Source organism: Variovorax sp. FW301-JW7 (assembly GCF_058788795.1).
This window is the reverse complement of the sequence record NZ_JBYTBC010000007.1, coordinates 70617-82747: the sequence shown is the minus strand read 5'-3', so window position 1 is coordinate 82747 and position 12131 is coordinate 70617. Positions and strand designations below refer to the sequence as shown.

Annotated in this window: 13 protein-coding genes and 2 tRNA genes; 11 read left to right on the top strand and 4 right to left on the bottom strand. The window is 65.8% G+C overall.

Features of this window, described 5'->3' with window-relative positions; genetic code table 11:
* Window positions 1–193: 193 nt before the first annotated feature.
* The 4 genes from AC3WQM_RS19820 to AC3WQM_RS19805 all read left to right on the top strand — a co-directional run bounded on the left by AC3WQM_RS19820 (window position 194) and on the right by AC3WQM_RS19805 (window position 3351).
* The gene (locus tag AC3WQM_RS19820) at window positions 194–466 is read left to right on the top strand and encodes an HU family DNA-binding protein (protein WP_007830705.1); all 273 of its coding nucleotides are present in this window, start codon (window positions 194–196) and stop codon (window positions 464–466) included.
* A 29-nt stretch (window positions 467–495) separates the two neighbouring features.
* A tRNA-Val gene (locus AC3WQM_RS19815) sits at window positions 496–571 on the top strand.
* A gap of 76 nt (window positions 572–647) precedes the next feature.
* The gene (locus tag AC3WQM_RS19810) at window positions 648–2567 is read left to right on the top strand and encodes a SurA N-terminal domain-containing protein (protein WP_492681056.1); all 1920 of its coding nucleotides are present in this window, start codon (window positions 648–650) and stop codon (window positions 2565–2567) included.
* A 109-nt stretch (window positions 2568–2676) separates the two neighbouring features.
* Window positions 2677–3351: a histidine phosphatase family protein gene (locus AC3WQM_RS19805; protein ID WP_192196022.1), complete on the top strand. Its 675-nt coding sequence runs from the start codon at window positions 2677–2679 to the stop codon at window positions 3349–3351.
* 6 nt (window positions 3352–3357) lie between these two features.
* On the opposite strand, the gene AC3WQM_RS19800 is transcribed toward AC3WQM_RS19805, so the two are convergent.
* Both AC3WQM_RS19800 and AC3WQM_RS19795 read right to left on the bottom strand, forming a co-directional pair.
* On the bottom strand, window positions 3358–3690 hold the full coding sequence (locus tag AC3WQM_RS19800; RefSeq protein WP_095744681.1) for a hypothetical protein: 333 nt from the start codon (window positions 3688–3690) through the stop codon (window positions 3358–3360).
* A gap of 97 nt (window positions 3691–3787) precedes the next feature.
* The gene (locus AC3WQM_RS19795; protein ID WP_489057439.1) at window positions 3788–4036 is read right to left on the bottom strand and encodes a GlsB/YeaQ/YmgE family stress response membrane protein; all 249 of its coding nucleotides are present in this window, start codon (window positions 4034–4036) and stop codon (window positions 3788–3790) included.
* Between the two features lie 277 nt (window positions 4037–4313).
* Here AC3WQM_RS19795 and AC3WQM_RS19790 point away from each other — a divergent pair.
* A tRNA-His gene (locus AC3WQM_RS19790) sits at window positions 4314–4389 on the top strand.
* A 284-nt stretch (window positions 4390–4673) separates the two neighbouring features.
* Window positions 4674–5021: an H-NS histone family protein gene (locus AC3WQM_RS19785; RefSeq protein WP_056583066.1), complete on the top strand. Its 348-nt coding sequence runs from the start codon at window positions 4674–4676 to the stop codon at window positions 5019–5021.
* Between the two features lie 97 nt (window positions 5022–5118).
* Here the strand turns inward: AC3WQM_RS19785 and AC3WQM_RS19780 are convergent, their stop codons facing one another.
* On the bottom strand, window positions 5119–6105 hold the full coding sequence (locus tag AC3WQM_RS19780) for an NADPH:quinone oxidoreductase family protein (protein WP_492681054.1): 987 nt from the start codon (window positions 6103–6105) through the stop codon (window positions 5119–5121).
* A 128-nt stretch (window positions 6106–6233) separates the two neighbouring features.
* On the opposite strand from AC3WQM_RS19780, the gene surE reads away from it, so the two are divergent.
* The 5 genes from surE to rlmD all read left to right on the top strand — a co-directional run bounded on the left by surE (window position 6234) and on the right by rlmD (window position 11287).
* Window positions 6234–6992 (top strand): 5'/3'-nucleotidase SurE, encoded by a 759-nt coding sequence (gene surE / locus AC3WQM_RS19775; protein ID WP_492681052.1) that lies wholly within the window; start codon window positions 6234–6236, stop codon window positions 6990–6992.
* Between the two features lie 4 nt (window positions 6993–6996).
* Window positions 6997–7773 carry a protein-L-isoaspartate(D-aspartate) O-methyltransferase gene (locus tag AC3WQM_RS19770; protein WP_492681050.1) on the top strand — a complete coding sequence of 259 codons (777 nt, stop codon included), beginning with the start codon at window positions 6997–6999 and terminating at the stop codon, window positions 7771–7773.
* Window positions 7774–7784: 11 nt separating this feature from the next.
* On the top strand, window positions 7785–8705 hold the full coding sequence (locus tag AC3WQM_RS19765) for a peptidoglycan DD-metalloendopeptidase family protein (protein WP_492681048.1): 921 nt from the start codon (window positions 7785–7787) through the stop codon (window positions 8703–8705).
* Between the two features lie 4 nt (window positions 8706–8709).
* Entirely contained in the window at window positions 8710–9783 is a 1074-nt protein-coding gene (locus AC3WQM_RS19760) for a sigma-70 family RNA polymerase sigma factor (protein ID WP_492681046.1), read from the top strand.
* 67 nt (window positions 9784–9850) lie between these two features.
* Window positions 9851–11287: a 23S rRNA (uracil(1939)-C(5))-methyltransferase RlmD gene (gene rlmD / locus AC3WQM_RS19755; protein WP_492681044.1), complete on the top strand. Its 1437-nt coding sequence runs from the start codon at window positions 9851–9853 to the stop codon at window positions 11285–11287.
* A 45-nt stretch (window positions 11288–11332) separates the two neighbouring features.
* On the opposite strand, the gene AC3WQM_RS19750 is transcribed toward rlmD, so the two are convergent.
* On the bottom strand, window positions 11333–12034 hold the full coding sequence (locus AC3WQM_RS19750) for a Bax inhibitor-1/YccA family protein (protein ID WP_099796206.1): 702 nt from the start codon (window positions 12032–12034) through the stop codon (window positions 11333–11335).
* Window positions 12035–12131: the final 97 nt, after the last annotated feature.

The following is a 12131-nucleotide window of genomic DNA, read 5'->3' as shown; positions in this document are numbered from 1 at the left end:
CGCCCCTAAAATCGCGCGCTCCGCTGGGCTGCAGTGCGTTGTGTCTTATTGACACCCCGCAGACCAGTGGTTGTAATCCTCGCTGGCAGTGCGCTGCCGAGGCGTCAGGCCTGCCATGTTCTTGAGTCGCACCCGTCGCGGCCAGGTCGCAGCTGACGAAAGCCGACCAACTTTTTTTCGACAAGGGGCCCTTGTGAACAAGACCGAACTGATTGAGCACATCGCAAAGAACGCCGATATTTCCAAAGCCGCAGCGACCCGTGCGCTCGAATCCACCATTGGCGCCATTCGTACCACGCTCAAGAAGGGCGGTTCCGTGTCGCTCGTCGGTTTCGGCACTTTCGCAGTCGGCAAACGCGCAGCCCGCACCGGCCGGAATCCCCGCACCGGCGACGCGATTAAAATCAAGGCAGCCAAGATCCCGAAGTTCCGTCCCGGCAAGGCGCTCAAAGACGCGCTGAACTGAGGCTGTAGACTCGGAGAGTATTCCAGGTGGGGTGCTTAGCTCAGTTGGTAGAGCGGCGCCCTTACAAGGCGTAGGTCGGGGGTTCGAGCCCCTCAGCACCCACCACCACCCGATGCAAAGGCGAACACCGGTTCGCCTTTTTTATTGCCGTCCGGCGCCCGTCGAAAAAGAGTGTTCAAGCATGTTTGATACCTTCCGCAAGTACAACAAAGTCGTGATGATTTTCTTGTTCTTGCTGATCATTCCCTCGTTCGTCTTCTTTGGTGTCGAGCGCTACCAGGGCATGGGCGGCGACGAGAAGGTGGCCCGCATCCAGGGTCACGACATCACCAAGCCCGAGTGGGACCAGCAGCACCGCGTCGAGACCGACCGCATCCGCCAGCAGTCGCCCAACGTCGATCCGACGCTGCTCGACTCCGACGCGCTGCGCTACGCCACGCTGGAACGCATGGTGCGCGATCGCGTGCTGGCGGCCGCGGCGGTCAAGTCCAACGTATCGGTGTCTGAAGACCGCCTCTCGCGCATGTTCGCGCAGGACGCCGGCCTGGCCGCGTTTCGCACGGCCGACGGCAAGTTCGACCGCGAAGCCTTCCTGCGTGCCACCGGCCGCACGCCCGAGCAGTACGAAGCTTCGGTGCGCGCCGACATGGCCTCGCAGCAGGTGCTGCTGGGCGTGACGGGTACGAGCTTCGCGCCGGCGGCACTGACCGCGGCCACCGTCAATGCGTTCTACGACCGCCGTGAAATCCAGGTCGCGCGTTTCGCGCCCGAAGGCTTCGCGTCGAAGGTGACGGTGAGCGATGCCGACATCGAGACCTACTACAAGGACCACACGGCGCAGTTCCAGGCGCCGGAGCAGGCCAGCATCGAGTACCTCGTGCTCGACCTCGAAGCCGCGAAGAAGAACATCGTCGCGAACGAATCCGACCTCAAGACCTACTACGAACAGAACACCGCGCGCTTCGGCACCAAGGAAGAGCGCCGTGCGAGCCACATCCTGATCACTGCGCCGGCCAGCATGTCCAGCGGTGACCGGGCCAAGGCGAAGGCCAAGGCCGAACAGCTGCTGGCCGACGTGAAGAAGGCACCCGCCACCTTCGCCGACGTGGCGCGCAAGAACTCGCAAGACCCCGGCTCGGCCGAGAAGGGCGGCGACCTCGACTTCGTCACGCGCGGCGCGATGGTCAAGCCGTTCGAAGACGCGATGTTCGCGCTCAAGAAGAGCGACATCAGCGACCTCGTCGAGACCGAGTTCGGCTACCACATCATCCAGCTGACCGACATCAAGCCGGCCGTGGTGCCGCCTTTCGAGAAGGTGCGCGCCACCATCGAGAGCGAAGTGCGCGCGCAACAGGCCACGCAGGAATTCGCGAAGGCTGCGGAAATCTTCACGGACACCGTGTACCAGCAGCCCGAGAGCCTCAAGCCGGCCGCCGAGAAGCTGAAGCTCACGATCCAGACCGCGACCAACGTGCCGCGCACGCCCGCGCCGGGCGCCACTGGCCCGCTTGCGAGCCGCAACTTCCTGCAGGCGCTGTATGCCTCCGACGCGCTGGAGCGCAAGCAGAACACCGAAGCCATCGAAGTCGGTCCGAACCAGCTCGCATCGGGCCGCGTGACGCAGTACACGGCCGCACATCCGATTCCGCTGGCCGAGGTGAAGGACAAGATTCGCGCGCAGCTCATCACCGAGCGCGCCGCTGCACTGGCCAAGGCCGAGGGCGAAGCCAAGCTCGCCGCCTGGAAGGTGAAGGCCGACGGTGCCACTTTCGGCGCGCCGGTCACGGTGTCGCGCATCGATGCGCAGTCGCAGCCCGCACCGGTGATCGACGCCGCGTTGCGCGCCGACGGCGCCAAGCTGCCTGCGCTGCTCGGCGTGGATCTGGGCACGCAAGGCTACGCCGTGGTCCGCGTGACCAAGGTCGTGCCGCGCACGCCACCGACGGCCGAACAGGCGCAACAGGAAAGCATGCAGATCGCCCAGTCGGTGACTGCTGCCGAAGCCGCTGCGTACTACGAGCTGCTGAAGCAACGCTTCAAGGTGGAGATCCTCGTGCCGAAGCCGGTCGACACGCTGCCGACCGCTGCTGCGGCTCGCTGATACAGCCGAGCGACTGCTGCTCGCAACAAGCCCGGGTCCGACGACCCGGGCTTTTTTTTGGTCGCACGAGGGACAAGCGCCGCCCGCGCTTCTTGCCAGAATCCGGCGCATGGGAACCCTTTACCTCGTGCGCCATGGGCAGGCCAGCTTCGGTGCTGCCGACTACGACAACCTGAGCGAACTCGGTCACCGGCAGGCCGTGCGCCTGGGCGAATACTGGCGCGAGCGCGGCATGCGTTTCGATGCCGTCATCACCGGCACGCTGAAGCGCCACAAGCAGACCTGGGAGGGCATCGCCCAAGGATTGGGGCTGTCGCGCGACGACGTGTTGCCATGGCCGGGGCTCAACGAATACGACAGCGAGGCCGTCATCGCCACGGTGCACCAGGGCAAGCTCGAAAAGCCCGATTCACCCGAGATGTACCGGCATCACTTCCGTCTGCTGCGCGATGGACTCGGCGCATGGATGCAGGGGCGCACGGCACCGGTCGGCATGCCGAGCTACATCGACTTCCTGGCCGGCGTGACCACGGCGCTCGACCATGTGCGCGAGCGGCACCACGGCGCGAAGGTGCTGGTGGTGTCGAGCGGCGGGCCGATCAGCACCGCGGTCGGCCACGTGCTGGGCACGAGCGCCGAGACGACCATCGAACTCAACCTGCGCATCCGCAACAGCTCGGTGACCGAGTTCGCCTTCACGCCGAAGCGGCACATGCTCGTGACCTACAACACCTTGCCGCACCTCGATGGCCCGGCGTACGAGGACTGGGTCACCTACTCCTGAACTGCGTCAGGCCTGCCAGACGCCGTAGCCGGCGCGGCGCAGGGCGATGCCCAGGTCGACCTCCATCAGCCGCGCATCGTCATACGGCATCGGGTTGTAGCGTTCATAGAGCGCGGGCAGCAGCCGCAGGCCGAACTCCTGCACGAAGCGGTTGGCCTGGATGCCGGCCTTGTGCTTGTCGAAGCGGATGTCGGGGTCCAGGCCGGTCATGCCGACATAGACGAAGGGCTTGCCGAGTTGGTAGTCGGGGTTGGCGCGCCGGAAGCGGCCGTTGTTCCAGACGCGATCGTCGAGTTCGACCACATAGACGTGGTGACGGGCGCGTGGTTTGCGGGGCATCGGCGGGGAGGCCTCGCGAGGCTGGCTGAAAAGAATGCGGTGGCTCAGTCAGCCGGGGCCGCCGGCCGCAGGGCGCGGCACAGCGGCGGGGGCGTCATCAGCTCTTGCGCTTGATGAGGCCGTAGAGAATCAGCAGCACGATCGCGCCCAGCACGGAAGCGATGAAGCCGGCGCCCTGGCCGGCGGTGTACCAACCCATCGCCTGGCCCAAATAGGTCACGCCGAGCGAACCCGCGATGCCGATCAGCGTGGTGACGATGAAGCCGGCGGAATCGTCGCCCGGCTTGACGGCCCGCGCCACGAGACCCACGACGAACCCGATCAGGATAGTCCAGACGATGCTCATGAAGAAGTTCCTTTGATGAAGTGAAGTGGCGAAGGCCGGGCCCGGTCGGGCCGCTCGCATTCATGATAGCGGAGCCATTCGCGCGTCGGCGTCGCCCAGGCACATCGAACGGGCGACTGCGAAGTTATGCCCATGGGGCAGGGCGCATGTGTGGCGGCAGGCCATCGCGGGCGGCCTCTGAAAGCGTTGGGCCGCACATCGATGTGGCATTTCAGCGTCTTTGGTGATCGCGGGAGCGAAAGCCGTGATTTTTAACGCTACAATCAGAGGCTCTACGGTGGCTGTAGCTCAGTTGGTAGAGTCCCAGATTGTGATTCTGGTCGTCGTGGGTTCGAGTCCCATCAGCCACCCCAAAAAATTCAGTCCCAGCGCTATTTCTCAATAGCACCCAAGGGATTCCAACGCCGGGCTTGCCCGGCGTTGTCATTTCTGGCTTCGCCGTCGCTTCAAGCGCCAGGTTGCAAGCCGCATTCTTTCCCCGCCGCTCTGATTTTGAAAGTACCCAAAATGGTGCGCGTGTGTTGCGGGTTGTTGCATTCAACCAATGCGTCTGCATTTTTCTGCTGAAAAGGCGCTTGTGGCAAAAGTGGTTTGAATTAGAATTCAGCCGTTTTCAATTCACAACAGGAGTCCAACAATGGCTTCGTCACTCGCCGATATCAATTCCCAGATCCAGAAGCACGACGAGCAGATTGCCCAATTGCGCAAGCAGGCCGAAGACCTGCGTAACCAGGAACGGGCCGGCGTGATCGAAGAAGTGCGCAGGAAGATTGCGGAATACGGTTTGACCGCTTCCGATCTGAAGCTGGGTGGCGGCCGTGCGGCTGCAACCAAGCGCAGCGCAGGTCCTGCAGCCGCCAAGGCCGCCGCCAAATACCGCGGCCCGACGGGCGAAACCTGGTCCGGTGGCCGTGGCCGCAAGCCGCGCTGGGTCACGGAAGCCCTGGCAGCCGGCAAGTCGCTCTCCGATTACGAGATCAAGTGATTGCCTGCAGAATCAGTTGGACATTCGCCCAATAAAAAAGCCCGCTTCGGCGGGCTTTTTTATTGGGAAGCACGCAGGGTGATGCGCGCGTGCCCGATCAGTTCACCATCACGAGTTTTCCCTTGACGCCGCGCGATCCCATGTGCGCATAGGCGGCCTTCAATTCGGCCATCGGCATCGTGCTGTCGATCACCGGCTTGATTTTTCCCTGGCCGTACCACTGGGCCAATTCGGCCATCATCTGCGCATTGGCCTTGGGTTCGCGCTTGGCGAAATCGCCCCAGAACACGCCCACGAGCGACGCGCCTTTGAGCAGCGTCAGATTCAATGGCAGCGACGGGATCGGGCCCGACGCAAAACCGACCACCAAATAGCGACCGCGCCAGCCAATCGAGCGGAATGCCGGTTCTGCGAAATCACCACCCACGGGGTCGTAAATCACATCCGGGCCTTTGCCGTCGGTCGCCGCTTTGATGGCATCGCGGAAGCCATTGGGCAGGGCGTGCGTCGTGTAATTGATCGTCGCGTCGGCGCCAATCGAGCGGCAGAGTTCGCACTTCTCGTCGGTCGATGCCGCGGCAATCACTTTGGCGCCCGCCGCCTTGGCGATCTGGATCGCCGCGGTGCCCACGCCGCCGGCCGCGCCGAGCACCAGCACGGTTTCACCGGCCTTGAGCTGCGCGCGGTCCATCAGCGCATGCCACGAGGTGGCGTAGATCATGATGAAAGCAGCCGCATCCACGTGGCCAAAGCCTTCGGGCAGCGGCATGCACAGCGCGGCGGGTGCCAGCGTGTGGGTGCCGAAGCCACCGGTGCCCGAGAGGCACGCCACGTTCTGGCCGACCTTGAGGTGTGTCACGCCTTCGCCCACTGCCTGAATCACGCCTGCATATTCCGATCCGGGAACGAAGGGCAGCGGCGGCTTCATCTGGTACTTGTTCTGCACGATCAGCAGGTCGGGGAAATTCAGGCTGGCCGCCTTGATTTCGATCAGCACCTGGCCCGGGCCCGGCGTCGGGGTGGGCAGTTCTTTCCAGGTCAGCGCGTCGACGCCGGTGGGTTTTTCGCAAAGCCATGCGTGCATGCTCGGGGTCTCCTTCGAATGAGTCGTGTGGGCAATGAATTCGGGGCGATGATAGGCGGCGCCGTGGTGCGGTGTTGTCCCTGCTGCGACGCACCCCGCACCTACAATCCGCTGCACCCAGAAGCACCATGAAGATACTTATTTCCAATGACGATGGCTTTCAGGCGCCGGGCATCGTCGCGCTGCACGACGCGCTCAAGGACATCGCCGACGTCGAGGTCGTGGCCCCCGAGCACAACAACAGCGCCAAGTCGAACGCACTGACGCTGGCCGCACCGCTGTATGTGCACAAGGCGCACAACGGCTTCCGCTATGTGACGGGCACGCCGGCCGACTGCGTGCACATCGCGCTCAAGGGCCTGCTCGACTACCGCCCCGACCTGGTGGTCTCGGGCATCAACAACGGCGCCAACATGGGCGACGACACCATCTATTCAGGCACGGTGGGCGCGGCGATGGAGGCCTACCTGTTCGGCATCCCGGCCATCGCGTTCTCGCAGATCGAAAAGGGCTGGGCGCATGTCGATGCGGCGGCCCAGGTGGCGCGCCGGCTCGTGCAGCAGATCGAGCGCGAAAAGATGCTCGATGGCCCCGCCTTCCTGCTGAACGTGAACGTGCCGAATCGCCCGTTCGACGAGCTGAAGCCGGTCAAGGTGTGCCGGCTCGGCCGCCGCCATGCGGCCGAAAAGGTGATCACGCAGGACAGTCCGCGCGGAGAAACCATGTACTGGATCGCCGGTGCGGGCAGTGCCAAGGACAGCGGGGAGGGCACCGACTTCCACGCGACCGCCGACGGGCATATCGCGCTGACGCCGTTGCAGATCGACCTGACCGACCACGCCAACCTGGGCCAATGGCGCGAGACGGTGGCCCGTCTCGGCAATTGACGACATGGCGACCCCTCCACGGCCCAGTTTCCCGGTTCGACTGACCCCCACCGCCTCGGCCGCCACGCGCGGGCGCATGCCCGCCGTGCCGGTCAAGCCGATGGTGCCGTCCACGCCCTCGATGGCCTCCGATGCCGTGCGGGCGCGCATGGTGCAGAGGCTCGCGGCCCAGGGCATCAGCGATGCGCGCGTGTTGCGTGCCATGGGCGCGGTCGAGCGGCATCGCTTCGTCGACAGCGCGCTGGTCAACCAGGCCTACGAAGACACCAGCCTGCCGATCGGGCTGGGTCAGACCATTTCCAAGCCCAATGTGGTGGCCCGCATGATCGAGCTGCTGCTGGGCGCGCCGGCGCTGGCCGGCAAGCCACAAGATCGATTGGGTCGCGTGCTCGAGATCGGCACCGGCTGCGGCTACCAGGCCGCGGTGCTGAACGAGGTGGCCACCGAGGTCTACAGCATCGAGCGCCTGCGCGGGCTGCACGAGCGCGCGCGCACCAACCTGCGGCACTTCCGGCTGGCCACCGTGCACCTGATGTTGGGTGACGGCATGATCGGCTACGCCAAGGGCGCGCCGTACGCGGGCATCATCGCCGCGGCCGGCGGCGAGGCCGTGCCCGAGGCCTGGATCACGCAGCTCGCGGTGGGCGGGCGCATCGTCGCGCCGACCCATTCAGTCACCGGCGGACAAGCCCTTGTCGTGATCGACAAGACCCCCCGTGGGCTCGAGCGGCGCGTTCTTGAGGCGGTTCACTTTGTCCCCCTAAAATCGGGCATCGCTTGAAGGAATAACAAATGCAGGGTTTTGGCAATCGGAGTTTGTTCGCAGGCATCACGTTGGCAGTTGTGCTCGTGATCGCGGGCTGCTCCGCACCGCGGGGTCCCGCGCCGGTCGAAGACCGGGGCACGATGACGCGCGCACCCGGGGCGACGACGCCCGGTGGTCCCCCCATCACGACCGATGCGTCCGGCAAGCCGCTCGCCGGTATCGAGAATTACGGCAAGCCTGGCTACTACGCCGTGCGTCCCGGCGACTCCATCCGCCGCATCGGCAGCGAAACCGGCCAGCGTTGGCAGGACATCGTGCGCTGGAACAACCTCGACAACCCCGACCTGATCGAGGTCGGCCAGGTGTTGCGCGTGATTCCGCCGACCGGCGCCAGCAGCAGCACGGCCGTTGCCACGGCACCGTCCTCCTCTTCTTCCAATGAAGGTGCGACCACGAAGCCGGTGGCCCCGCAAGCCTCCGTCACGCCGGCTGTGCCGGCCAGCGGTGCGAGCGGCACCAAGTCGCCAGCGCCTGTCACGGCCTCGCCCTCGGGGCCGAGCAGCGGCAACTCGGGCGACGACGACCTGGGCTGGATCTGGCCCGCGAGCGGTTCGCTGATCGCCGGTTTCGACGAAGCCAAGAACAAGGGCTACGACATCAGCGGCAAGGCCGGCGACCCCGTGCTGGCCGCGGCTGACGGTCGTGTGGTCTACGCCGGTGCCGGCCTGCGCGGCTACGGCAACCTGATCATCCTGAAGCACAACAACACCTACCTCACGGCGTATGCGCACAACCAGACGCTGCTCGTGAAGGAAGACCAGTCGGTTCAGAAGGGCCAGAAGATCGCCGAAATGGGCAACAGCGATGCCGATCGCGTGAAGCTGCATTTCGAGATCCGCCGTCAGGGCAAGCCCGTCGACCCGTCGCGCTACCTGCCCAATCGGTGATGCCATGGCTGCCTCCCGCCCTCGCCGCACACTGCCCGTGCGCGGGCTGGCGGGGCAGGGCAGCCCTTCACCTCGAAGCAACGGGGGCCGCAATGGCCACCAGGACAGCGGCGACGAGCCGCTGAGCGCAGACTCCCTTCCCGAAGACGTCGACCACGGCCTGCCGATCGCTTCTGCAGCGTCGGCTTCGGTTCACGGTGCCGCCACCGAAGTCATGGGCGGCGAGGGTGCCGATGCCTTGACCATCTACCTGCGCCAGGTCCGGCGCACCGAACTGTTCACCCCGGCCGAGGAATACACCACCGCCTGCGCCGCGCGCGCCGGCGACTTCGCGGCGCGGCAATCGATGATCGAGCACAACCTGCGGCTCGTGGTCAACATCGCCAAGAACTACTTGGGGCGCGGCATGCCGCTGTCCGACCTCATCGAGGAAGGCAACCTGGGGCTGATGCACGCCATCACCAAGTTCGAGCCCGAGCGCGGGTTTCGTTTTTCCACTTACGCGACTTGGTGGATCCGCCAATCGGTCGAGCGCGCCGTCATCACGCAATCGCGGGCGATCCGCCTGCCGGTGCATGTCGTGCGTGAGCTGCAGCAGGTCTTGCGGGCACGCCGCACGCTCGAGGGCGACGCGGAGTTCCTCGCGAGCCGGCCGGACGGCGTGCGCGTCGAGGACGTGGCCGCGCTGCTCGGTCGCGAGGTGCAGGCGGTGGCCGACCTGCTGGCGTTGGCCGAGGCGCCGCGTTCGCTCGATGCGGGCGACGCGCGCGGCGAAGAAGGCTTCACGCTGGCCGACACCGTGGCCTCCGACGACGAGCAGGGCAACCCCGCCGGCGTGACCCACACGCACGAGGTGGAGCGCCTGCTCGACCAGTGGGTGCAGGCGCTCAACGCGCGGGAGCGCGAGGTGCTTGAAGGCCGCTATGGCCTGCACGACCGGGAGCCCGAGACGCTCGAGGTGCTGAGCGTGCGGCTGGGCCTGACGCGCGAGCGCGTGCGGCAGATCCAGAACGAGGCGCTGGCCAAGATGCGCAAGCAGCTGGCGCGCTCCGGCGTCGGCCGCGACGCGCTGTTCTAGGGGTCTGAAGAAAAGAAGGTAACCCGTCGCGGCCGGACCGCCCCGGCCACGCTGAGACAATCGGGGGATGACGGAATCCATCGAAGAAAAGAAAGTCCCCGCGAACCCCGCCGATGAATGGCTCCTGGTTGAGTCGCTCGACCTGGACGCACAAGGCGTCTCCCACAAGTCCGACGGCATGGTCGTGTTCATCGAAGGTGCGCTGCCCTTCGAGGAAGTGCAGTTCAACGTCCATCGGCGCAAGAACAACTGGGAACAGGGCACGGTCACGCAGATCCGCCGCGAGTCCTCGCAGCGCGTGCGCCCGGGGTGCCCGCACTTCGGCCTGCACACGGGCGCGTGCGGCGGCTGCAAGATGCAGCACCTCGACGCCGCCGCCCAGGTGGCGGTGAAGCAGCGTGCGCTCGAAGACAACCTCTGGCACCTGGGCAAGGTCAAGCCCGAGAACCTGCTGCGCCCGCTCGAAGGCCCGGCCTGGCACTACCGCTACCGGGCGCGCCTGTCGGTGCGCCACGTGGTCAAGAAGGGCACGGTGCTGATCGGCTTCCACGAGCGCAAGAGCCGCTACCTGGCCGACATGCAGGTCTGCCCCGTGCTGCCCAAGCAGGTCAGCGCCATGCTGATGCCGCTGCGCGCGCTGATCGGCTCCATGGACGCACGCGAGACCTGCCCGCAGATCGAGCTGGCCTGCGGCGACGCGCCGGACTCCACCGCGCTGGGCACCATCGCCCTGGTGCTGCGGCACCTGGAGCCGCTGTCGGGCGCCGACATCGGGCGGCTCAAGGCCTTTGCGGCCGAGAACGAAGGCGTTCAATGGTGGCTGCAGGCCAAGGGCCCGGACACCGTGAAGCTGTTGGAAGAGGGCGGTACGCCGCTGGCCTACCGCCTGCCCGCGTTCGGCGTGACGATGCCGTTCAAGCCCACCGATTTCACCCAGGTCAACCCGCACATCAACCGCGCGCTGGTCGGCAAGGCGCTGCGCCTGCTCGACGTGCAGCCCGAGGAGCGCGTGATCGACTGGTTCTGCGGCCTGGGCAACTTCACGCTGCCGCTGGCCAGCCAGGCGCGCGAGGTGCTCGGCATCGAGGGTAGCGACACGCTGGTGGCACGCGCCACCGACAACTTCCAGAGAAACCAACCTGCAACGCCCGAGCGGCGCGCACTGTCGGCCACCCGGTTCGTGGCGCGCAACCTGTTTGACATGACGCCCGAGATGCTGGTGGCCGACGGCAGTGCCGACAAGTGGCTGGTCGACCCGCCGCGCGAAGGCGCCTTCGCGCTGGCCAAGGCCATGGCCGACCTGCACCAGCAGCCTGAACTGCGCACCGGTGGCTGGACGCCTCCCAAGCGCATCGTCTACGTGAGCTGCAACCCGTCGACGCTGGCGCGTGACGCCGGCCTGCTGGTGCACCAGGCGGGCTACCGCTGCACCTTCGCGGGGGTGGTGAACATGTTCCCGCACACGGCGCACGTCGAGTCGATCGCGGTCTTCGAGCTGGAATGAAAAAAGGCCCCTCGGGGCCTTTTTTCTTGGGGGCGGGGAAGCCGCTCAGTCGCGCTCGCCGCCGAAGATGCCCAGCAGGGCCAGCAGGCTCTGGAACACATTGAACATGTCCAGGTACAGGGCCAGCGTGGCGCTGATGTAGTTGGTTTCGCCGCCGTCCATGATCTGCTTCAGGTCATAGAGCATGTAGGCCGAGAAGATGCCGATGGCGGCCACCGAGATCACCAGCATGCCGGTGCTCGAGCCCACGAAGACGTTGATGACGGCGCCGAGCATCAGCACCAGCGCACCGACGAACAGGAACTTGCCCATGCCCGACAGGTCGCGCTTGATGACCGTGGCCAGCGAGGCCATCACGAAGAACACGCCGGCGGTGCCGCCGAAGGCCGTCATGATCAGTTCGGGGCCGTTCTTGAAGCCCAGCACCATCGCGAGCAGGCGCGAGAGCATCAGGCCCATGAAGAAGGTGAAGCCCAGCAGCACCGGCACGCCGGCGGCCGAGTTCTTGGTCTTCTCGATCGCGAACATGAAGCCGAAGGCGCCGCCGAGGAAGACCATCAGGCCCAGCCCGCCGGTGAGCGAGCGGGTGATGCCGGTGCTCACGCCGATCCAGGCGCCCAGCACGGTGGGCAGCATGCTCAGCGCCAGCAACCAGTAGGTGTTGCGCAGCACGCGCTGGCGTTCGGCCTGCGGCAGTGTCTGGCCGTAGCCGGTGGAAGTGTCGAGGGTGGTCACACGGTCGTTCATGGCCGAAGCTCCTGAGGTTGCTGCATGCAATGACACGCAGTTGGGCGCATTCTAGGGGGCTGCAAGAGGGGGCTCTGCAAAGACCGTATGCCGGTTG